The organism is Agromyces sp. NPDC058136 (assembly GCF_042884375.1).
In the GTDB taxonomy this organism is placed as follows: domain Bacteria; phylum Actinomycetota; class Actinomycetes; order Actinomycetales; family Microbacteriaceae; genus Agromyces.
Window position 1 is genome coordinate 16,373 of the sequence record NZ_JBHVUA010000008.1, and the last position, 21,172, is coordinate 37,544.

General features: G+C 68.3%; 26 protein-coding genes and 1 tRNA gene. 24 read left to right on the forward strand and 3 right to left on the reverse strand.

From position 1 onward, the window contains the following. Positions 1–31: 31 nt before the first annotated feature. The 23 genes from ACFVTX_RS18145 to ACFVTX_RS18255 all read left to right on the forward strand — a co-directional run bounded on the left by ACFVTX_RS18145 (position 32) and on the right by ACFVTX_RS18255 (position 18,800). A complete protein-coding gene (locus ACFVTX_RS18145; protein WP_386902634.1) occupies positions 32–361 on the forward strand; it encodes a hypothetical protein in 330 nt (109 codons plus the stop codon). A gap of 441 nt (positions 362–802) precedes the next feature. Further along, positions 803–1,003 (forward strand): hypothetical protein, encoded by a 201-nt coding sequence (locus ACFVTX_RS18150; protein WP_386902636.1) that lies wholly within the window; start codon positions 803–805, stop codon positions 1,001–1,003. 85 nt (positions 1,004–1,088) lie between these two features. Next, positions 1,089–2,465, forward strand: coding sequence for a hypothetical protein (locus tag ACFVTX_RS18155; protein ID WP_386902638.1), 1,377 nt, complete (start codon positions 1,089–1,091; stop codon positions 2,463–2,465). A 9-nt stretch (positions 2,466–2,474) separates the two neighbouring features. Further along, positions 2,475–2,648: a hypothetical protein gene (locus tag ACFVTX_RS18160; RefSeq protein ID WP_386902640.1), complete on the forward strand. Its 174-nt coding sequence runs from the start codon at positions 2,475–2,477 to the stop codon at positions 2,646–2,648. A 71-nt stretch (positions 2,649–2,719) separates the two neighbouring features. Beyond that, positions 2,720–3,823: a phage portal protein gene (locus ACFVTX_RS18165; RefSeq protein WP_386902642.1), complete on the forward strand. Its 1,104-nt coding sequence runs from the start codon at positions 2,720–2,722 to the stop codon at positions 3,821–3,823. Further along, complete coding sequence (locus ACFVTX_RS18170; RefSeq protein WP_386902644.1) at positions 3,820–4,536, forward strand: HK97 family phage prohead protease; 717 nt, start codon at positions 3,820–3,822, stop codon at positions 4,534–4,536. The genes ACFVTX_RS18165 and ACFVTX_RS18170 overlap by 4 nt, the downstream gene beginning before the upstream one ends. Positions 4,537–4,667: 131 nt before the next feature. Continuing rightward, the gene (locus ACFVTX_RS18175; RefSeq protein ID WP_386902646.1) at positions 4,668–6,074 is read left to right on the forward strand and encodes a hypothetical protein; all 1,407 of its coding nucleotides are present in this window, start codon (positions 4,668–4,670) and stop codon (positions 6,072–6,074) included. A 75-nt stretch (positions 6,075–6,149) separates the two neighbouring features. Beyond that, on the forward strand, positions 6,150–6,608 hold the full coding sequence (locus ACFVTX_RS18180; RefSeq protein WP_386902648.1) for a hypothetical protein: 459 nt from the start codon (positions 6,150–6,152) through the stop codon (positions 6,606–6,608). Positions 6,609–6,629: 21 nt separating this feature from the next. Further along, positions 6,630–7,193, forward strand: coding sequence for a hypothetical protein (locus ACFVTX_RS18185; protein WP_386902650.1), 564 nt, complete (start codon positions 6,630–6,632; stop codon positions 7,191–7,193). Between the two features lie 10 nt (positions 7,194–7,203). Next, complete coding sequence (locus ACFVTX_RS18190; protein ID WP_386902652.1) at positions 7,204–7,665, forward strand: hypothetical protein; 462 nt, start codon at positions 7,204–7,206, stop codon at positions 7,663–7,665. An 8-nt stretch (positions 7,666–7,673) separates the two neighbouring features. Then, entirely contained in the window at positions 7,674–8,042 is a 369-nt protein-coding gene (locus ACFVTX_RS18195; RefSeq protein WP_386902654.1) for a hypothetical protein, read from the forward strand. Beyond that, on the forward strand, positions 8,039–9,061 hold the full coding sequence (locus ACFVTX_RS18200; RefSeq protein ID WP_386902656.1) for a phage tail tube protein: 1,023 nt from the start codon (positions 8,039–8,041) through the stop codon (positions 9,059–9,061). The genes ACFVTX_RS18195 and ACFVTX_RS18200 overlap by 4 nt, the downstream gene beginning before the upstream one ends. Before the next feature lie 16 nt (positions 9,062–9,077). Beyond that, positions 9,078–9,602 (forward strand): hypothetical protein, encoded by a 525-nt coding sequence (locus ACFVTX_RS18205; protein ID WP_386902658.1) that lies wholly within the window; start codon positions 9,078–9,080, stop codon positions 9,600–9,602. Continuing rightward, positions 9,599–9,988: a hypothetical protein gene (locus ACFVTX_RS18210; RefSeq protein WP_386902660.1), complete on the forward strand. Its 390-nt coding sequence runs from the start codon at positions 9,599–9,601 to the stop codon at positions 9,986–9,988. The genes ACFVTX_RS18205 and ACFVTX_RS18210 overlap by 4 nt, the downstream gene beginning before the upstream one ends. Positions 9,989–10,147: 159 nt before the next feature. Then, positions 10,148–12,928, forward strand: a complete 2,781-nt coding sequence (locus ACFVTX_RS18215; protein ID WP_386902662.1) for a phage tail tape measure protein — start codon at positions 10,148–10,150, stop codon at positions 12,926–12,928. 2 nt (positions 12,929–12,930) lie between these two features. Next, positions 12,931–14,319: a hypothetical protein gene (locus ACFVTX_RS18220; RefSeq protein WP_386902664.1), complete on the forward strand. Its 1,389-nt coding sequence runs from the start codon at positions 12,931–12,933 to the stop codon at positions 14,317–14,319. Positions 14,320–14,330: 11 nt separating this feature from the next. Beyond that, positions 14,331–14,534: a hypothetical protein gene (locus ACFVTX_RS18225; RefSeq protein ID WP_386902666.1), complete on the forward strand. Its 204-nt coding sequence runs from the start codon at positions 14,331–14,333 to the stop codon at positions 14,532–14,534. 4 nt (positions 14,535–14,538) lie between these two features. Further along, entirely contained in the window at positions 14,539–15,654 is a 1,116-nt protein-coding gene (locus ACFVTX_RS18230; protein WP_386902668.1) for a hypothetical protein, read from the forward strand. After that, positions 15,651–16,535: a hypothetical protein gene (locus ACFVTX_RS18235; RefSeq protein WP_386902670.1), complete on the forward strand. Its 885-nt coding sequence runs from the start codon at positions 15,651–15,653 to the stop codon at positions 16,533–16,535. Before ACFVTX_RS18230 ends, ACFVTX_RS18235 begins: the two co-directional genes overlap by 4 nt. Before the next feature lie 15 nt (positions 16,536–16,550). Further along, a complete protein-coding gene (locus ACFVTX_RS18240) occupies positions 16,551–17,132 on the forward strand; it encodes a hypothetical protein (RefSeq protein ID WP_386902672.1) in 582 nt (193 codons plus the stop codon). Positions 17,133–17,144: 12 nt separating this feature from the next. Continuing rightward, on the forward strand, positions 17,145–17,924 hold the full coding sequence (locus ACFVTX_RS18245; RefSeq protein ID WP_386902674.1) for a M23 family metallopeptidase: 780 nt from the start codon (positions 17,145–17,147) through the stop codon (positions 17,922–17,924). A gap of 46 nt (positions 17,925–17,970) precedes the next feature. Next, on the forward strand, positions 17,971–18,342 hold the full coding sequence (locus ACFVTX_RS18250; protein WP_386902676.1) for a hypothetical protein: 372 nt from the start codon (positions 17,971–17,973) through the stop codon (positions 18,340–18,342). A gap of 8 nt (positions 18,343–18,350) precedes the next feature. Continuing rightward, positions 18,351–18,800, forward strand: coding sequence for a hypothetical protein (locus tag ACFVTX_RS18255; RefSeq protein ID WP_386902678.1), 450 nt, complete (start codon positions 18,351–18,353; stop codon positions 18,798–18,800). Between the two features lie 50 nt (positions 18,801–18,850). Here ACFVTX_RS18255 and ACFVTX_RS18260 read toward each other — a convergent pair whose 3' ends face one another. Then, positions 18,851–19,138, reverse strand: coding sequence for a hypothetical protein (locus tag ACFVTX_RS18260; protein WP_386902680.1), 288 nt, complete (start codon positions 19,136–19,138; stop codon positions 18,851–18,853). A 250-nt stretch (positions 19,139–19,388) separates the two neighbouring features. Between ACFVTX_RS18260 and ACFVTX_RS18265 the strand changes: the two genes are divergently transcribed. Further along, entirely contained in the window at positions 19,389–19,712 is a 324-nt protein-coding gene (locus tag ACFVTX_RS18265; protein ID WP_386902682.1) for a DUF2510 domain-containing protein, read from the forward strand. A gap of 14 nt (positions 19,713–19,726) precedes the next feature. Here ACFVTX_RS18265 and ACFVTX_RS18270 read toward each other — a convergent pair. Both ACFVTX_RS18270 and ACFVTX_RS18275 read right to left on the reverse strand, forming a co-directional pair. Then, positions 19,727–19,798: transfer RNA gene (locus ACFVTX_RS18270), tRNA-Val, on the reverse strand. 17 nt (positions 19,799–19,815) lie between these two features. Then, the gene (locus ACFVTX_RS18275) at positions 19,816–20,748 is read right to left on the reverse strand and encodes a tyrosine-type recombinase/integrase (RefSeq protein ID WP_386902684.1); all 933 of its coding nucleotides are present in this window, start codon (positions 20,746–20,748) and stop codon (positions 19,816–19,818) included. Positions 20,749–21,172: the final 424 nt, after the last annotated feature.

A 21,172-nucleotide genomic window follows, 5' to 3' on the forward strand; every position in this document is an offset into this window, starting at 1 on the left:
CCACCTCAACGAACCAGGTGAGGTGATCATCGTGGTCGCGAAGAACCCTCGCTCGACCCGCCGCTACAAGAAGGCGGTCAAGGACCTCAGAGCCAAGGGCGACGCCTACTGCTGGCGCCCAGGCTGCGGCAAGTACCTCTACGCCGACCTCGAGTGGCCGCACCCGCTGAGCATCACACTCGGCCACCTCGTCGCCATCGAAGACGGCGGCGATCCGTACGATCGCGAGAACCACGCTGCCGAGTGCATCGCCTGCAACATGGCCGACGGTGCACGCCGCACGAACGCCAAGCGTCGAGGCTCGAAGCCTGCTCGACAGGCTCAGCCACGTGTCATCCGAACGTCACCGCACTGGGAGTGAGCGCGATGCACAACGAAATCCGCAGTCTGAGCGCCCGCCTGCGACGGATTCCGTCGAATCGGGCCGCGATTCTTTAGGACCTCGAAGAGTGGACGACCGCGCCATGCTCCGTCTTCTCTCTCCCCAGCGCGGAAGGGGGCCGATGTGGGTGCACCGAAGAAGCCGCTTCCTCGACACGGCACCATCCAGCGCTACCGCCTCGAGCTCCGCCTCAAGAAGGGCACCTGCGAGCGGTGCCGAGCCGCGAATTCACAGTCGAGGGCGGGGGAGCGGTCGAACAAGCGCGCGGTCGACCAGCGCCGCACGATGCACATCGTCGACGCACCACAGAACGCGCCCACAGAACCGCCGTCCACGGCACCCACAACGCGCGCCAGCGGCGAGCAGCCCGACGATGTCGAAACCGACCCCTCGAACCTGATCACCGCGGTGCGAACGCTCATGCGATCACGCGCTGACGACTTCGTGCTCAAGGTCTACGGCGAGACCGTGATCCTCCTCGCGAAGGCGATCGAGAACGCCGACCCCAAGGACATCCCGAAGCTCGCCGAGGAGATCACCGACACGGTCAAGCTCATGGCGCCGCCCGAGAAGCCGGGAGGTAGCGATGACCCTTTCGCTGGCCTCGGCAACGCCGTCTGAGGACGGCGCCGGCGCACGGTTCTGGACGCCTCGCTCTCCCGAACGGAAAACCTACGGCCCCGAGGTCGGGAAGATCGCCGCGGCGATGGGCACCCCGCTCATGCCGTGGCAGCAGCTCGTCGTCGACGTCGCGCTGGAGGTCGACCCCGAGACTGGGAAGCTCGCCTACCGCACCGTCATCTTCAAGATCCCGCGGCAGGCAGGCAAGACAACGCTCGCCAACGCCGTCACCGTGCACCGCGCGATCGCCTTCCGGAACATCATCGGTGTTCCGCAGAAGATCATCTACACCGCGCAGACCGGGCAGGACGCCTTCAAGAAGTGGTCCGACCAGGCGAACGACCTCGAGGGCATCCTCGGCAAGGGCCGGGTGCATAAGCGCGGCGGCAACAACGTACCGACGCTCACCTTCTCGAACGGCAGCGAATACCGGCCGATCTCGGTTACGAAGAAATCGGGCCCGTCGCAGTCGAACGACCTGGTGCACTACGACGAGGCGTGGGGGCACGAGAACGGCCACATCGAGTCGGGCCTGAACCCGACGATGATCGCCCGTCAGCAGCCCCAGGCGTGGATCTACTCCAACGCCGGCACCCGCGACTCCAAGTGGTGGAAGGGCAAGTGGGAGCTCGGCCGGTCTCTCGCGATCGCGAAGGACACCACGCAGGGCATCTGCTACTTCGAGTGGTCGGCCGATCGCTCCGACCCGGACTACGACCCCTCGAACCCCGAGTACGTCGCCCGCCACCACCCGGCCTCGAACATCACCATCGACCTCGCCGGCTTCCGCACCGAGTACCTCACAATGCTCGCCGACCCCGACCAGGGCCTCGAGGGGTTCGAACGCGCGTACTGCAACGTCGAGCCCGAAGACCTCCTCTCGCAGTGGATCGTCATCACCCGTGAGAAGTGGCGCGACGCCGGCGTCGTCGATTCAATCGACGGGCGCCGCGAGTTCGCGTTCGACGTCACGAACGACCGCTCCTGGGCGTCCGTCGCGTGGGCTGGCGTCTCGACCGACGGGCGTTCGCTCCCGGAGCTGGTCACGCACCGCCGCAGCACCCACTGGATCGTGCCCTACTTCGAGGACATCTTCGACCGCTACCCGAAGTACCGCCGCCGCGTCTACTGCGTCGCCGGCGGCGCCGCGGCCACCCTCGAGCAGGACTTCAAGGACGCAGACATCGAGCTCATCATGCTCGGCCGCGCCGAGTACGCCGCCGCCTGCGGCGACTACTCCGACGGGCTCGAAGACGGTACGACCGTGCACCTCGCGGACGGCCAGGACGACCTCCGCGACGCGATCGCCGGCGCCGACTGGTCGACCAGGAGCGACGCGCGTGTCTGGGACCGCAAGAAGTCGACCACCATCCTCTCTCCACTTGTCGCCTGCACCGTCGCCCAGCGCGGCTTCCGCATCTCCGCCGAAGCCGAGTACGACCTGCTCGACTCCATCGCCTAGGAGGTGCCCGTGGCCCGCTCCCGCGTCCGCGCGACCGACACACTGACCACCGTCCTCGAGTTCGCCGGCGCCGCGGCGATCGCCTACGGCGTCGCCCTGATGTTCCTCCCCGCCGGCATCATCGTCGGCGGCGCGGCACTGATCGGCCTCAGCTACCTCATCCAGCGAGGTGCGAAGCGATGAGCCTGCTCTTCCGCGGAGTCAAGTTCAGCGACGACCGCGTCTTCCCCCCGCGCGGGCGAACTGTCGGGAAAATGTCGGTCACAGCCGACAAGGCGCTTACCCACTCCGCAGTGTGGGCATCCCTCCGGCTCCGCGCCGACCTCGTCTCCTCGATGCCGCTCGACGCCTACCGCAAGGTCGGCGGCTTCGACATCGAGGTCCCGAAGACCCCCGTGCTCCTCAGCCCCGGAGGCGATGAGGACTGGTCGATGGACGCCTGGCTGTGGGCCACGCAGTACGACCTCGACCGGGTCGGCAATGCGTTCGGCCTCATCCGGGAGGTCGATGCCAACCAACGGCCGAAGGTCATCGAGCTGCTCGACCACCGCGACGTCGCCGTGCGCCCCGTCCAGCACCCAGCCGAGGGTGAGCCCGGTCACAGCTACTGGGTGAACAGCAAGCAGGTTCCGAACGACAAGATCTGGCACGAGCGGCAGTACCGCCTTCCTGGGTTCGTCATGGGCCTCTCACCGATCTCGTACGCGGCCGCCTCGATCGCCTTCTATCTCTCCGCGCAGGAATTCGGTATCGAGTGGTTCACGAACGGCGGAACCGTCCCGTCCGGCGTGCTTCGGAACAAGGGCAAGAGCCTCACCGGTACGGAGCCCGATGAGGTCAAAGAGAAGTTCAAGCTCGCGATCGAGAACCGCGACGTCTTCGTCACCGGCAACGACTGGGAGTACTCCACCCTCAACGCGCTCGCAAACGAAGCACAGTTCCTCGAGACCCAGAAGCTCTCCGCGCTCGAGGCAAGCCGCTTCATCGGAGTACCCGCCGACCTCATCGACCTCGCAATCGCGGGCCAAGCACTCACCTACGCGAACATCACGCAGCGCAATCTCCAGTTCCTGATCATGAACCTCTGGCCCGCGGTACGGCGCCGCGAGCTGACACTCTCGCGCCGGCTGATGTCGGCTGATCGGTTCGTGCGTTTCAACACCGACGCAATCCTCCAGCTCGACCCCGAGACGAAGTCCAAGGTCCTTGGCCAGCAGGTTCGCGACCGCCTCCGGACGCCTTCCGAGGCGCGCGAAAAGCTCAACCTCCAGCCCTTCACCGAACAGCAGCTCGACGAGTTCGACCGACTCTTCCCCAACCGAACTCAGAAGCCGACCGCGAACGGAGATCCCGCATGAACACCCTCACCGCCGACGTCGACGGCCGCCGCGCAGCCTGCAGCAGCGACCCGACCCGCGCCCCGTTCGCCGAGCAGCGCGACAACGCCTTCCAGGCGCAGCTGCGCGCCACGACCGTCAAGCGCGACGGCAAGGACTTCTATCAGCTCGACGGCACCGCCAGCGTCGTCGACACCTGGTACCAGATGTACGACTTCTGGGGCCCCTACGAGGAGCAGGTCGCGACGGGCGCCTTCGACAAGACTCTCGCCGCGAACCCCGACGTCGCGTTCCTCCTCAACCACCGCGGCATGACCATGGCGCGCACCAAGGCCGGCACCCTCGAGCTCGGCACCAACGAAGCCGGCGACCTCACCCAGACCGCCTTCCTCAACCCGACCCGGCAGGACGTGAAGGACCTGGTGATCGCCATCGAGGACGGCGCCGTCGACCAGATGAGCTTCGCTTTCCGCATCAAGGCCGGCAACTGGAACCCCGACTACACGACGTACTCGATCACCGAGGTCGACCTCGACCGCGGCGACGTCTCCGCCGTGAACTTCGGAGCGAACCCCTACACCTCGATCAGTGCACGCGCGAAGCTCGCGTTCCTCGAACGGGCGCTCCCTGGACAGACCCGGCAGGACGCCCACCGAGACGACGTCGCGTCGCCCGCCGAGCGCAGCGGCTCGAGCCTCACGCTCGCGAAGCTCCGGCTCTCCCTCTCCGAATAGACCACCGGCAGGCCATCCGGCCTGACGGAACCGCGCACGCCTCGCCCACCGCAGATGCCGGTCGGCGACGCCAGAAGAGTGCCGTGCACGCGCACACGAACCCGGCCATGCCGGGAGGAAGGAGTCCCACCGTGGACTTCAAGAAGATGCTCGAAGCGCGCGCCGCCGCGCGCGCCGCCCTCGTCGCCAAGCGTGCCGCGCTCGGCGAAGAGGCATCCGCGATCGTCGCGACGGCCGAGGCCGACTCCGCCCGCGGCCTCACCGACGTCGAGGACGCTCGCTCGCTCGAGATCATCGGGCAGCGCGCTTCGCTCGCGACCGAGATCTCGGCGCTCGACACGCAGATCGAGGAGATCCGCGCCGCAGAGGCCGCCGACGTCGAGGAGCGCTCCGCGGCCGCACGCGGCACCGCGACCGGCGTCGACCGCACCGAGGTGCGCGTCGTCGCCGAGCCGCGCACGTACATGCGCGAGAACGACCCGAAGGGCAAGCAGTTCGCCCGCGACGTCGCCCTGCAGTTCCTCCGCAACGACACGATGTCGAACGACCGCCTCCGTCGCCACATGGACGAGGAGCGCGTCGAGCGCGAGCGAGCGGGTACGCCCCTCATCGAGCGCGCGGCCGGCACCGGCAACTTCTCCGGCCTCGTCGTGCCGCAGTACCTCACCGACCTGTACGCGCCCAAGGCGCGCGCGGGCCGCCCGTTCGCCGACGCCTGCCGTCACCACGACCTGCCCGAGACGGGCATGACCGCGTACATCGGGAAGGTCACCACCGGCACGAGCGCCGACGACCAGGCCGCCGAACACGCGGCGGTCAGCGAGACCGACATCGACGACACCCTGCTCTCGGTGCCGATCGCGACGGCCGCCGGCTCGCAGACCCTCTCCCGCCAGGGCGTCGAGCGCGGCATCGGCGTCGAGGACACGACCGTCGAGGACCTGTTCTCGGCCTACGCCACGAACCTCGACGGCAAGCTCCTCAACAAGGCCACGATCGGTCTCACCAACGTGGCCACGCCGCTCACGTACACCTCGGGCGCGCCGACCGCGATCGAGCTGTACCCCAAGCTGATCGGCGCGTCGGCCGCGGTCGAGGCCGCGCTGCTGACCGCGATGCTCGGCGACACCATCGTCGTCATGCACTCGCGCCGCTGGTACTGGCTGCAGGCGCAGCTCTCGAACCAGTGGCCGCTGTTCGGGCAGCCCGGCGTCGCCGCGCAGCACGTCGGCGAGAACTACGGGGAGCGGTACGGTGCGGGGTTCCGCGGCGTCCTGCCGAACGGCACGCCCGTGATCGTCGACAACAACATCGCGACGAACCTCGGCGCGGGCACCAACCAGGACGAGATCTACTCCGGCGCCCAGTCGGAGCTCCACCTCTGGGAGGACCCGAACGCGCCGATGTTCATCCGCGCCGAGCAGGTCAAGAAGCTCGACATCGACCTGGTCGTCTACGGCTACTACGCCTTCACGGCGGAGCGCCGTCCCCACGCCCAGAAGATCTCGGGCACCGGCCTCATCGCGCCGACGTTCTGATCCGCCCGCTGAGGGCCCGGCAGCGCCGCGCTGCCGGGCCCTCAGCGCATCCACCGACGAACGAAGGAGATCATCATGGCCGAATCCAAGGCCCAGTTCGAAGCCCGCCGACGTCAGCAGACCATCGAAGCGCTCGAGGCCGAGCTCGAGGGCTACAAGCGCTACGGCAACACGAAGCGCGCGAAGGACGTCAACGAACAGCTCGCTGCGGAGCGCGCCGCGCTCGAGGCAGCGGGCACCGCGCGACAGGCGGCCGCGGCTGACGGCGCCAGCACCACGCCCGAGAACGCGAACCCCTACGACGGCGTCAGCTACCGCGACCTCAAGCAGATCGCCGCGGACCGGGGCATCACCGCCGACGGCAGATCCCACCAGGACTACGTCGACGCCCTCACCCGCGCCGACCAGGTGAACGCCGCCGGGGCCAGCGGCGAGCAGAGCACCGCCGGTGAGCCGGACGGCGCGCCCGCCGACGAGCAGAGCGACAGCGACGGCGAGTCGAGCGGTTCGACCGGCGACGACACGGGCGAGTAGCGCCGGAAGGAGGTGGCCGGTATGGCCGGTCTGATCACCCTCGACGAGGCCAAGAACCAGATCATGAGCGGCCGTACCGGCGGCTACAACGTGATCGACGACGTCGACCTGCAGGGCTACATCGACGCGGCGACGCCGGTCATCGAAGAGATCGTCGGGCCGCTCATGAACGCGACCAAGACGTACGAGCGCGACGGCGGCAAGACGGGCGTCCAGCTGCCGACGGCAGTCGCCACGGTCACCGAGGTACGTGAAGACGACGTCGCGATCGACGACTACTTCGCATCGCCCACGACCGGAATCGTCTACGCCGGCACCCGTCAGCAGCGCCGCCGATTCGCACCAGGCATCCGGAACATCGCGGTCACCGTCACAGTAGGCCGCACCGTGCCTGCGAACGTGAAGCTCGCGACGCGAGTGCTCGTCGCGTTCTGGTGGCAGCAGGACCGCCAAGGCAACGAACGCCCCGGCGTCGGCGTCGAAGCGAGCGACGAACCGATGACGAACACACCATCCGGATTCGCGATCCCGCGCCGAGTACTCCAACTCTGCCGCCCCGACGCCGTCACCAGCTCGTTCGGATGAGGAGCACCTGATGGCCGAGTACTCCCGCGTCGGCGCCGTCCGCATCGCCACATACGACACCACCACCATCCTCTTCGAGGCCGAGCCCGAGGTCGACGTCGTGCTCGGACACCCGGGCAAAGCGATCGCCGACGACATCATCTCGATCACCGACGCCCAGGCATCCCAGGAGATCGGCCCCATGGGGCCGCGCCGGATCCGCGACGAGACCATCGAGCAGCAGCTCATCATCTCAATCTGGCGCGCCGGCGGCCGCGAGCAAGAGCGCGTCACTCAGGAACGAGCGTTCGAAGTACTCGGCCGCATCGAGAACCACTTCCGCAAGTCCGACACCGAGCTCGGCGGCCTCGTGCTCTGGTGCTTCGTCACCAACGTGCTCCTCGAGGGCACACCGCCCGAGCTTGTCGGCAAGGGCCGCATGACGCAGCTCACCGTCACGTTCACCGCCCAAGCCCGCATCCAGACCGCCTAGGAGCGACCATGCGCACCCTCATCCACAACTCGCCCGCCGGCGCACTCCAGATCGCCGGCCTCCTCAACCCTGTCGAACCCAACGAACCGTTCGACGTCGACGACGCGCTCGCCGAGTCGCTCCTGCACTCCGACCTCTACACCGAGGTCGTCACTGCGAAGCCGATCAGCGAGCTCAGTCCGAAGGAGCTCCGCGCGATCGCGACCGAGCGCGGCCTCGAGGTCCCGTCGCGCGCGACGAAGAAGCAGCTACTTGAGCTCGTCGAGTCCGTCGAGTGGCCCGTGCTCGAGGACGGCGTCACCCTGACCGACCCGATCGCCGGCGCGGCGATCGCCGAACCGGCAACCGCCGCTGAAGAGCAGGGAGACCCCCAGTGACCACCGTCTTCGATTCCGCCGTCGGCATGAAGAAGGAGGGCACGTTCGGCACCTACCTCGCGCCCGACAAGTTCTTCGAGTTCACCGAAGAGAGCTTCAAGAAGTCCCCGACGATCGCCACGAGCCAGGGCCGCCGCTACGGTGAGCGCGTCCGCCGCGGCGACCGCCGCGTCGCAACCGCCTGGGATGTCGCCGGCTCTTTCACGACCGACCTCCTCACGAAGGGCATGGGCGCCCTGTTCGAAGCCGTGCTCGGCATCGGCAGCTCGACCCTGATCCCCGCGAACACCGCCTACCAGCAGCTCTTCACGCCGGCCGCCGGCGACCCGGTCTCGTCGTACACGATCCAGAAGTCGCTGCCGTTCGTCGGCGGTGCCGCCCAGCCGCACAGCTTCGTCGGCATGTACGCCACCGCGCTCACCCTCGCGATCGCAGCCGGCGGCATCCCGTCGCTGCAGACCCAGTGGGCCGGCAAGGACCTCGACACCGGCCAGGCCTTCGTCACCCCGTCGTTCCCGACCGCCAGCGAGCTCTACTCGTTCACGCACGGCGCGATCGTCGTCGGCGGCACCCTGACCGCACCCACCGCGACCGCCCTCGCGACGCAGACCGGTGGCGTCCTCGCCGACGTTACCGACTTCACCGTCACGATCGACAACGGCATGAGCGCCGGGCGCCGCTACCTCGGCGGCAGCGGCCTCATCGGCAAGCCCGGCCTGCTCGGCGAGCTCACCATCAGCGGCAGCCTCACCGTCGACTACACGTCGAACGCGCTCCGCGACGCGTTCCTCGCGCAGACCGACCTCGCACTCCTGCTCACCTTCACGCACCCGAGCACGATCGGCACGGGCATCAACCCGGTCATCCAGCTCGTCGTGCCGCTCATCCGCCTCGACGGAGACATCCCGACCGACAACAACGGGCAGCCCATTCAGCTGCAGCTCGGCTTCACCGGCCTGCAGAAGGCCGGCGCACAGCCCGTCTACGTCGTCGTCCGCACCGCCGAGACCGCGATCTAGGCGGGGGGAGGGGTCGATGGCCATCCCCGAGGCCGGCGGCTTCCGGATCGCCATCGACCCCCAGCAGTGGCACCGCTTCGGAAGAGAGCTCCAGAAGTTCGATCCCGCGCTCAAGCGTGCCCTAATGAAGCGCATCCGCAACGCCGGCAACATCGCCCGCGAGGCCGTCATCAAGGAGCTCGAGAAGAGCTCGCCCGACGGCGGCCCCGACGAGAAGGCCCGTCGCGCCGAACTCATCGCCGCCACGAAGGTCACCGTCTCCTTCCGCGGCACGAACGCCGCCGGCGCTCGCGTCGTCACGAGTTCGCGCAACCTTCCCGAAGAGCACAAGGGCCTCCTCAAGGTCTACAACCTCGCCACCTTCCGCCACCCCGTCTACGCCCGCGGCGACGGCCGCACCGACTGGACGTGGGTGCAGCAGAAGGGCCGCCCCTACTTCGGCACCGCCATCCGCGCCGCGATGAGCCGCGCCCTGGCCGAGGAGATCACCGCGGCCATCCAAGAAGCCGTCGACGCGATCGGCGCGAAAGGACGCATATGAACGCCCGCATCTTCTACGTCGTCGACGAGCACCGGACGCCCGTCGACGAGCTGCTCACGAAGACGCCGCTGCAGCGGTTCGTCGACCTCGAGCGCGCGACGCGCGAGGAGCTGGACGGCACGGGTCTCACCTTCGCCGACGTGCGCGACTACCTGGTGCGCGTCATGCAGGCGACGACCTCGCTCAGCCTCGTCGAGACGCACCGAGACGTTCTCCTGTACCGGGCGATCGCGTGGCTTGTGCTCCTCCCGCACCAGCCCGAGATGCCGTACGTCGAGACCGCCTCGATCAGCCTCAACACGATCTCGAACGAGACCCTCGGCTCGGCCGACGAGGACGACGCCCCAAAAGCCCCCAGCGAGGCGCCCGTCGCGCCCCAGACCTGATCGCGGACGCGGCGGTATCGGTCCACGAATGGATCGCCGTCGTCTCGCGACTCTTCCCCGGCATCACTTACCTCAACGTCTGGCAGCTGCCCGTCGACGGGTGGCTGATCTATGTCGGCGCCGCTCGATCGCACCTCGCCGCCCGAGAGGAGGCCACCGATGTCTTCTAAGTCGCTGATCTTCGACATCATCGGCCGCGACCGCGGCGCCGCGGCCGCGCTCGACAAGGTGTCGAACCGGATGCTCGGCGTCGGCGTCGCCGGCGGCATCGCCTTCGGCGCCGCCGTCCTGGCAGCAAACGAGTTCGACGCGCAGATGTCGCTCGTCCAGGACGGCACCCGTGCGTCCGCTGCCGAGCTCGAGCTGCTCCGTGACGCCGCGCTCGACGCGGGCGCCCGCACGAAGTTCAGCGCCACACAGTCGGCCGCCGCAATCGACGCACTCGGCCGCGCCGGCGTGGGCACTACCGACATCCTCAACGGCGGCCTCAACGGCGCCCTCGACCTGGCCGCCGCCGGCAACCTCGACGTCGCCCGCGCGGCCGAGATCGCCGCGACCGCGATGGTCCAGTTCAAACTCAAAGGTCAGGATGTCCCGCACATCGCCGACCTGCTCGCCGCCGGCGCCGGCAAGGCGATGGGCACCGTCGAGGACCTCGCGCAGGCACTCGACCAGACCGGCGTCGTGGCATCCCAGACCGGCCTCACCCTCGAGGAGACCACCGGCGGACTCGCGTCCTTCGCCGCAGCCGGCCTCAAGGGCTCCGACGGCGGTACCGCCTTCAAGACGATGCTGCAGCGGCTCACGCCAACCTCCGCCGAAGCCAAGGCGAAGATGGACGAGCTCGGCATCTCGGCGTACGACGCCCAGGGCAACTTCATCGGCCTCGAGCAGTTCGCCGGCAACCTGCGTGAGTCGATGGTTGACCTCACCCCCGAAGCGCGCAACGCCGCCATGTCGATCATCTTCGGCTCCGACGCCGTGCGCGCCGCGTCCGTCCTCTACGAACAGGGCGCGAAGGGCATCGGCACCTGGATCGACGAGACCAACGACGCCGGCTACGCCGCCGAGTCCGCCCGCATCCAGATGGACAACCTCAAGGGCGACCTCGAGCAGCTCGGCGGCGCCTTCGAGACCGCGATGATCAAGCAGGGTTCCGGCGCGAACGACGTGCTCCGCACCCTCACGCAGACCGCCAGCGGCCTTGTTTCCGGGTTCGCGGGCCTCCCCGAACCCGTGCAGGGCGCCATCACCGTCCTCGCGCTCCTCACCGGCGGTGCGCTGCTGCTCACCGGCGCCACCCTCAAGGTCATCCCCGCACTCGAGCAGACCCGCGCCGCGATGCGCCGACTCGACGCCACCGGTCTCTCGCTCGGCAAGCGGCTTGGGAAGGGCGCAGGGCTCGCCGGCACCCTCCTGTTCTTCGCACAGGCGGCCTCATCCGCCAACGCGACCGTCGAACTCACCGCCGACAAGGCCTCCGCACTCGACGCCGCATTCCAGGCTGGTGGCGTGGAGGACTTCGTCGAGCAGCTCGACTGGGCGACCTGGTCGAGCGACAAGCTGCGCACCAGCCTCGAGCAGTTCTACTCCGGCGACTTCACCAAGAGCCAGCGCTTCGCCCAAGGCATCGCTGGCGCCGTCGACGGCCTCGCCTTCGGCCTGACCGATCTCGACGGGGCGTACCTCGACAACCAGGCACGCTTCACGGCGTGGGGCCGCCAGCTCGGCACCATGGCCGAGAGCGACCTCAAGGGCGCGACCAAGCGATTCGCCGAGTTCGTCGAAGCCGCGGGCGGCGGCGAAGAGGGCATCCGCCTCGCCCTCAAGGCCTTCCCCGACTACGAAGCCGCGCTTCGCACGCTCGCCGGCGCGCAGGGTGAGACCCTCACGGAGCAGGAGCTCTTCAACCTCGCCGTCGGCGACGGCGCGATCGCCGCGCAGCTCATGCGCGACAAGGCCGCGGAGAACACGGTCAACCTCGCAGGCATGGGCGACGAGGCATCCGTCGCCGAGACGAAGATCTCCGACCTCGCCGACCAGATCCGCGGCTTCGGCAACACCCAGCTCGACGCGAACTCCGCCGCCCGCGAGTTCGAATCAGCAGTCGACGACGCCGCGGCCGCCGTCGACCGGCAGCGGGCCGCCTTCGAGGAAGCCAACGGCACCCTCGAAGGCTTCGCACCCTCGCTCGACATCACGACCGAGGCCGGACGCGAGAACGCGGCCGCGCTCGACGCGATCGCACAGTCCGCGAACAACTCGGCCGCCGCGATCCTCGAGAACGGCGGCTCGATCGACGAGTCCACCGCGGCACTCGACCGGGGACGCCAGGCGCTCGTCGACCAGCTCGCGCAGTACGGCATCACCGGCGAGGCGGCGCAGAAATACATCGACAAGCTGCTCGCGACCCCGGGTGAGATCAGCACCGCCGTGCGCGTATCCGGAATCGAGCTCGCACAGCAACAGATCGACGCCCTGATCGCGAACAACCACAAGCGCGTCATCGACATCATCACCCGCGCGACGATGCCCGACCTCAATGGCAGCGCATCCGGCTCCGGGCGACCCGGCATGGCGCTTGGCGGTGCCGTGCACGGGCCCGGAGCCAAGGGCGTCGACTCAGTGTGGCGCCTCCTCGCACCCGGTGAGCACGTACTCACCACCGGCGACGTCGACGCGCTCGGCGGCCAGGACGCTGTCTACGCCTGGCGGCGCGGACTACACGACCGCACCGCAGCCGACATCGCCACGGTCGGGCGTGCTCGCGTGGCCGATCGATCTGTCGTCACCGGTATGGGGACTCTAGTCGCCGAGTCGCCGATCTCGGTGCACGTGACGAACCGAACGGATATGCCGATCCGGGACATCATCACCCTCGAAATCGAACGGAACGGTAGGCGCCAGCAGGTGGCGCTCGAGAACGGATATCGGGGGTAGCGGTGCAGACGATCCAGCACGACAAGAACCCCTCCGGTGAGGGTGCCGCGGCGCGCGTCTCGCGTGCCGTTGCGACCCCGTCGATATCGACTGACACGGCAGCCGGATGGCCCGTGCTCGGGTCGAAGTCGCACAAGGCGGTCGCCACGGCCGCGACGATCTGCACGATCGGTCTGCCGAACGCGGACCGCCCCGCAGCGGCCGCCGGGCAGAAATGGTCGGTGAAGCTCGCCGTTCGGTCGGCGCAGGCACGAACCATCCAGGCCGCGATCGTGTTCTACAACACCGCGGGAGCAACGCTCGGCACAGTCACCGGCACCGTGCCGGGCACCGCGACGGCCTTCGCGGCGGGTGACATCAAGACGCTCACGATCGATGGTGCCCTCGCGCCGGCGGGCACCGCCTCGGTCGACCTGCAGGTGTCGCGGACAGCAGCCGGAAGTCCGGCGATCAGCGACACGTTCTACGTCGACACCGTCGCGTTCACGCGAACCGACACTGCGATCAGCTACCGGGCCCCCTCCACCGACTACACCGCCGTCTGGTCCGGAACGGTCGATGCCTCGACGCAGCTCTACTACGACTCCACCGTGACGCTCACCCCCCAAATCACCGGCAACCCATGGGTGGAAGTGTTCCCCGTCGACCTGCCGCCTGCCGTCGCGAGGCTGCGAATGATCCGCACCTCCGAGGATCGGACCTGGCTCGTGCGCGGCGGTGTCGACGTCGCCCCGGGCGTGGCCGCCCAAGACTTCGAGTGCCCGCTCAAGTCGACCGCGACGTATCGCGCCGAGCTCTACGATGCCGCCGGCACCAGACTCGGCTACACCGACTCCGCGTCGGTCGTCCTCAACGTGGACGGCACCTGGGTCCACCAACCCCTGCAGCCCCTCGTTGCAACGCAGGTCGAGCTCGACGACGGCAGCGGCGCCACCCTCTACCGGGAGACGCCAGGCGAGCTCACCTACGTCGAGGGCGCATCGGTGGCTCGCCGCATCGGCTCACGCCGACGGGGACTCACGAAAGTGCCCATCTCGATCTCGGCGTTCGGCGTGCAGATGGATGCATTCCAAGCGATCCTCGGCTCCTACGAAGTCGAACAGCTCGGCGTGCTCTGCATCCGCACCTCAGCACCCGTCCGCTGGCCTCGCACATTCTTCGCCTCCAGCGATGACCTCGCCGAGCAAGACGTCTCGGTGAAAGTCGGTGGGGCGTACGTGCAGTTCATCGGCACCCTCACCGAGGTCGAGCCACCCCACCCCGGGCTCGTGATGCCACTCCTCAGATACGACGACCTGGACGCCTTCGGCGACTACGCAGCGCAAGACGCGGGCTGGGCAACATACACCGACCGAGACCGGGCCTACGCGCTCGCCGGTCTTGCTGGTTGAGAGGGGCTCTTGTGGCGCAGCTGAGTTTCGGTCCCGAGTTCGAGCAGGTCATCGCCGAGGCTGCCGGGTTGAAGGAGCTGAGCGTCGAGCCGGGATCGCTCGAGATCGAACTGGTCAACGCGCCGATGACGACGGTCCGATTCACGGTGCTGGTCGATCTGCCTGTGGAGGCGGTGCGTGCGGCGATCTCTGACGCCCTGTCGCTGAAGGAGTAGGCCGATGCGGTTCACGTCTGCACAACTAGACGCAGTTCTTGGGGGGTCGGGCGATCACTACTGGTCGGCCGACCTCCTCTACGACGGGGAGCGTCGCCTGCAGGACATCCCGATCACGGATCCACGCCTGCGTGAAGATGGCGGCGCGAAGATCCAGCAGTCGGGGTCCTGCAGCGTGGTGTGGCAGGACACATTCGGTGCGTCGATGACGCCGAGGATGATCACCGATGCGTTTGCCCCGTTCGGTGCGAAGCTCCGTGTCTACTCCAACGTCGTCGCCGGCCCCTTCCGTGAACGTGTCGCGTTCGGCGTGTTCGACATCACCGATGTCCCTTCGGCGCGCGACGAGAGCATGGCGTTCCGTGGGCGCACGATCACGACCGGATCGACGATCGAGCTCGAGTTCAAGGAACAACTCGCCGGCGTGCAGGGTGACGACTTCGATGTGCCGACCTCGCCGTCTCTGCTGGCGTCGGCGTGGGACGAGCTCGGACGGATCAGCGGGATGCAGCTGGTGCGCGCGGTCGAGGACAAGCCGATCACTCGCACGATCCTGTATCCGGAATCGCGGCTGGATGCGATCTACGACCTCTGCGACGTCATCCTTGACGCGATCCCGCACACGACGGCAGACGGTGCGCTCGCTGCACGCCCGAAGGTGTGGCCGGCCGCGGTCGCTCGTCTCCGGCGCGGGCCTCGCGGTCAGCTGGTCAAGGTCGGTGACGCGATGTCTCCGTCCGGCGTGTACAACCGCGTCGTGGTGCGGGCGACCGGATCGGATCAGACCAGCATCCTCGCGATCGCGGAACTCACCTCGGGCCCGCTCCGGGTGAAGAACTTGGACGGTTCACGGTCACCGTTCGGGCAACGCACCCGGTATCTGTCGAGCGAGTTCGTCACAACTCGGGATCAGGCGCAGGCGTGGGCTGAGTCGACCCTGGCTCAGGTGTCCGTTCCCCGCGCGCGTGTACTGCCCGTTGAGATGACCTTCGACCCGCGCCTCGAGCGGGGCGACGTCGTCGAGATCGAACGCCCCGGTGGCGAGGTACTCACCGGCCGGATCGTGTCGATCGACAGATCCGCACGTGCCACGCAACAGCTGACCGTGGAGGTCCCATGACCACCGAAGCGGACGTGCTCCTCCGACTCATCGGGGCGAGCTCGACGGTGAAACCGGTCGCGGGCACCTACCAAGGGCTGGACGGGCTCCGAGCGCTCGTCCAGTTCGACGGGGGACGCGTGCCGGCTCACTTCATGACGGCATGGATGCCGGTTCTCGGAGACACGGTCTGGGTCGTCGTCATCGACGGTGTGGCATACCTTCTGGGGCCGTCGGCGCCACGGCCCGCCGACGGCACGGTCGTGTCGGTGTCGGCAGGTATCGCGACCGTTTCCACGGAGATCGGCAACGTCCCGGCAACGTACACCGGCACCGCCCCGTCGGCGGGTCAGCAGGTGAAGCTCCTGGCCTCTGGCGGGTTCCACATCATCGGCGTGAAGTCCACGTCACCCGCCCCGCCGCCGGTCGTCCCAGGCGGCGGCAGCGGCACCGCCGAACGCACCGAGGTGTTCTACGCCGTCGACGCGGGCTCGTACCAGTCGCGGTGGTGGCAGGACCAGGTGTGGGCGTCCGACGGGAACTGGGGCGCGTGGTTCTACGGCGACAAGATCTGGCAGACCGTCCCGGCATCCGCCGTCGGGCTGTCGCTCGAGATCTACCTCCCGGTCGTGCAACTGCAGGGCTCACCCCCGAGATTCGGGATGCACCCCTGGCAGCAGAAGGCCGTCTCCGGCACCCCCACCGACGGGTCGTACTCGGGAACGACGCCGATCGGTGTCGGCGGCAGCGGCTGGGCTGCGCTGCCGACGTCGTGGATCGACTCGCTGAAGTACGGCGGCGGCCAGAACGGCGTCGGCCTCGTGCACGGCGGGTACAACAAGTTCGCCTCGCTCGGCGCCGACGGCCAGTCCGGGGCGCTCCGCATCAAATACCGAGCCTAGAGAAGGGCCACACGCATGGGATACGTCGACGGAGCCGGCGCCGAAGGCGCACCGCAGTTCAACACCACCCCGCAGACCGTCGCCGACCTGAACCGACTCCGCGACCTCGTCGTGCAGCGTGGCAATCGGCTCAAAGGCACCACCGCGCAACGCAACGCGCTCGCGGGGGCGATCCTCGTGGACGGGCTCGAGTTCTACGACCAGACCGACAAGCGGACGTACGTGTACGCCGCAGGCGGCTGGGTCGTGCGCGGGCCCGCAGCGAATCAGGCGAACCCGGGCGCCGCGGTCGCGGGCATCGACCCGGCGGCGGCGATCGATCTCCCGAACGGACTGATCATGAAGACGGGGGCGTTCACGGGCGGCACGTCAGTCGCATTCGGCAACGAGTACTTCCCGGTCATCACCTTCGCGACCCCGTTCCCGAGCAAGTGCCTGCACGTGTCGATCACGCCACTATCGGGGGCGCCGGTCAACAACGCGACGGGCAACCCGATCGCCCTCGACACGCTCGACAAGACCCAGTTCCGCGCGCTCATTCTGGGCAGCACGAACACCTGGGCGCGCGCGTTTACCTGGCTCGCAGTCGGGTACTGAGAGGGGTGCACCATGCAGCTGATCAAGGCCGCCCGCGGGAACATCAACACCGGCCACGGCGAGCAGATCGGGCGAGGCTTCCCGCACGTCGGCATCGATATCGGCTGGGGCGGCGGGACGGCGCTGTACGCCCCCGCCGCGGGGTGGCTCACGTGGTCGTGGGTGGGTACATACGGCAACCTCGCCAAGATCGTGCACCCGGACGGGTCGTACTCGCGCATCGCGCACGCTGACGCCTACTACGGCGTCAATGGCAGGCAGGTCGAGCAGCGCGAGCACATCGGCACCATGGGCCGCACCGGCGGGCCGTGGGGCACCTCGGGGTGGTACGTGCACTGCCACCAGGAGTACTGGGTGAACGGCGCCGCCGTCGACCCGCAGGACTACTTCGGCAGCGACATCGCTGGCGACAACGGAACCCCTTTGGAGGACATCATGACCGCTGCACAGGAAGCGAAGATCGACGCGCTGCTCAGCTTCGCGGGAGACACTCAGCGGCTCGAGCTCCGGACGCTCGCCGCCGTGGAGAACATCCAGGCGCGCCTGACCGTGCCGGGGTACCCGTTCGACTTCCTGCCCCACATCTCGAACCAGATCACCGCCCTCGCGAAGACCCTCGGCGCTGACGTCGACGAGGCGCAGCTCGCCGAGCAGCTGAAGGGCATCGTCACCGACACCCTCAAGGCGGAGATCGTCGCCGCGGTCGTCGCCGCGATCCCCGACCAAGACGAGGGCCTGACCAAGGCCGACGTGGTCGACGCGATCCGCTCCGTCCGGTTCGTTGCCGAGTGAACCGCCTTCGACCGAATCCAACGGGGACCACCGCATGACGGAGTGGTTGTTCGCCGGCCTGATGTCGCTCGGTGGCATCGCACTCACTACCGGCGGTCTCATCGTCGGGTATGTGATCTCAGCCCGCACAGCTCGACTCACCTCCACCCAGCAGGCCGCGGCGACCGCGAAGGCCGCTGAGAACACCCAGGCTCAGCTGCTCATCGACCAACTGCAGGAGGAACTCACCCGGCACCGCGAAGCCCAAGACGCTCGAGCGAACGCGATGGACGATCGAATCACCGGCCTCGAACAACGCAACCACGAACTCATGCGCGAACGCGACGCCTACCGCGATCACGCTCACGCTCTCCGCTCACACATCTACGACGGCAAGCCACCACCCCCGCCGGACTGGCCGGAGGGCTACCCCCGATAAGGAGCACCATGCAACTCGCCTTCGCATTCCCGCCCGCCCTCGTGCTCGGCCTGATCGTCTCCACGATCCTGCCGCTGCTCGTCGGCCTCGTCACGAATACCGTCACCAGCCCCGGCCGAAGAGCAACACTCCTCGCCGCGCTCGCGGCCGTCACGGGCCTCCTCACCGAGCTCCTCGCCGCCGTGGAAGCCGGAGTCACCTACGACCTCGGCACCGGCCTCGTGATCGCGCTCGGCATGTTCCTCGTCGCCGTCGGCATGCACTTCGGCATCTGGAAGCCGACCGGCGTCTCCGCCACCCTGCAGCAAGTCGGGATGAAGGACGCCGGGACCGCCAGCACCACGCCGAACGACGTCACGGCACTCCCACCCGGCGAGCAGCTCGCCCGCGCCTATGGTGACCGCCTCCAGCTCACGCCCGAGCAGATCAACGCGGACCTCACACACCGACGCCGCTGAACGACGGCACCGAGCGGCCCCTCCCACCTCGGTGGGAGGGGCCGCTTTCGTCATGCTCGGCGACGGTCGGCGGCCGTCTCCGATTCCCAACCGATCCGGCCGCCAGGCTGCCCCGACTGTAGGAACGCCGCATGCACGCGCTCGCAGGCGAGGCGCAGCGAGTTGCCGGAGCCGATGTCCTGGCCACGCATCGTCGCGACATAGACGGGCGTCCCAGCGACGCGCACAAGGCGAATGACGCCGTACTCGGCGCCGAGGGTATCGATCATCCGCCATGTCCCGACCGGGCCCTCCCGAGCGGCGAGGATCGGATGCCAGCGGGGTTCGGGTTGGGCCATGGGGTGCTCCTCGAGTGGGGGAGCGCGCCGGCCCGCGCGATGTTGGAACGATTCTACGGTCGAAGGTCGACCGCAGGATGCACCGGCACCTTGCACGTCCGGCACACGTAGAGACCCACGGAAACGACTGTCCGAGTCCCGCAGTTCGGACAGTTCGGCTCCGTCGCCAGTAGATCATCCATGGCCGGAGTCTACGCCCGCCCGAATGGGGTACGCGCGATCCTCGTGGCACACCGTAGACTCCCTGGCCATGACGGATCCCGCACCGCAGCAGGCCACTCCAACGCCCGCCGGCTGGTACCTCGACCCCGACGACACCGCGAGGCTCCGCTGGTGGGACGGCACAGCGTGGACTGATCAACGACAGGCCCCTCAGCCGACGAAACGCGGCGGCACCGGCCACATCATCTGGGCATCGGTGATCTACGCGCTCGCCGTGCTGCAGCTGCTGAACGGGGTCGTTGGATACGCGATGGGTCGTCCCGGTGCGTGGGGACCGGCGGTCTTCGCGATCGCCGCGGCAGGGGTTGCCACGTGGCTGCTGCTCGCGGGGTTGAAGCTTCGACGCCAGTAGGCGCCTGATGTGGGTGGGCGATGCCGGGATCGAACCGGCGACCGTCACCGTGTAAAGGTGCTGCGCTACCGCTGCGCCAATCGCCCACCCAGAGCCTACCGGGTCAGGCCGCGCGCCCTCGCCGTGAGGCGGCCGGAATGTCGCGGTGGGGGAGCGCCTGCAGGGCTTCGGACTGCCGGCGCTGGGAGACGCGGGTGTAGATCTGCGTCGTCGCGAGGCTCTCGTGCATCATCAACTCCTGCACGACGCGGATATCGACGTCGTTCTCGACGAGGTCGGTGCCGAACGCGTGGCGGAGCGAGTGCGGCGTGAGCAGCTCGTCGTGGATCCCCGCGCGGTGCTTCGCCTTCGTGATGAGGTCGGTGACGCTGGCTGGGCGGATGTGGCCACCGCGGCTGCCGCGTGCGGGGAACCACCATGAGTGCTTCGGCATCTTCTCGGCCAGCTCGGCGATGACCGGGTGGAGGGGGAGCACTCGCTCCTTGGATCCCTTCCCGACGGTGCTGATGGTTCCGCCGGTGACGTCGATGTCGTGCCCGTGCACGCGCGCAATCGACGAGACGCGGAAGCCCTGGTAGTAGCCGAGGAGGATCATCGCGCGTGTGCGCCGGTACGCGCCCGACGCGAGCAGCCGGTCGATCTGGTCTGCGTTGAATGGCCGCGGCTCGGCGCGCGGAACCTTCACCTTCGCGAGGCGCAGCGTGGGGTCATCGGACCGGAGACCGTCGTCGACGGCGAAGCGGTAGAACGCGATGATCGCGTTGCGCTCGGTGCGCCTGGTGGTCGCCTTCACCCCGGGCCGGCCGAGGTAGAGGCGGATGTCGACGAGCTCGAGCTCGAGCAGCGCGCGCCCGGTCGTCCTGTGGAGGGCTCGGAGGATGCTGCCGCGGTTCGCGATCGTCGTCTCAGCGAGCGACTTGCCGCGCTGGAACGCGGCGAACATCTCGAGCGCGAGCCGGTCCGCGTTCGGCTGCCAGACGAGCTTGGCCCGTCGCTCAGCATCCGGTACGGCTTCGTCGTTCAGCTTCTCCTGCACAGGAACCCCCAAGGAATCGTCGGAACCCTGAACGTAAGTCGGATTCGAATGCATGGACTAGCCCCCTCTTATGCCGACTGGCTAGGTTGAGGCAGAAACGATCAGATCAGGGGGATCTAGGCACGTACTGGCGCGAGTGGGTGAACGCGAGGCCCGACGCCCGACCCGCAGCAGCCGCCACAGACGTCGAGCTCATCACCGAACCCGTACTCGAGCCCGCTGCCACCACAGCACGAGCACCAGCGGTAGCCCATGGGCAGCACCTCGACGGGGTCGCCGGCGATGAAGCGCGTCTCGCTGACCTGGATCACCGTTGCCATCAGATCGCCGCCGGCTGCAGCGTGGTGACCGTGGCAAGATGTTCGGAAACGTGGTGCACCGGGAACGCGATGATGCGCCCGAACCGACGGGACTTCACCGTGGA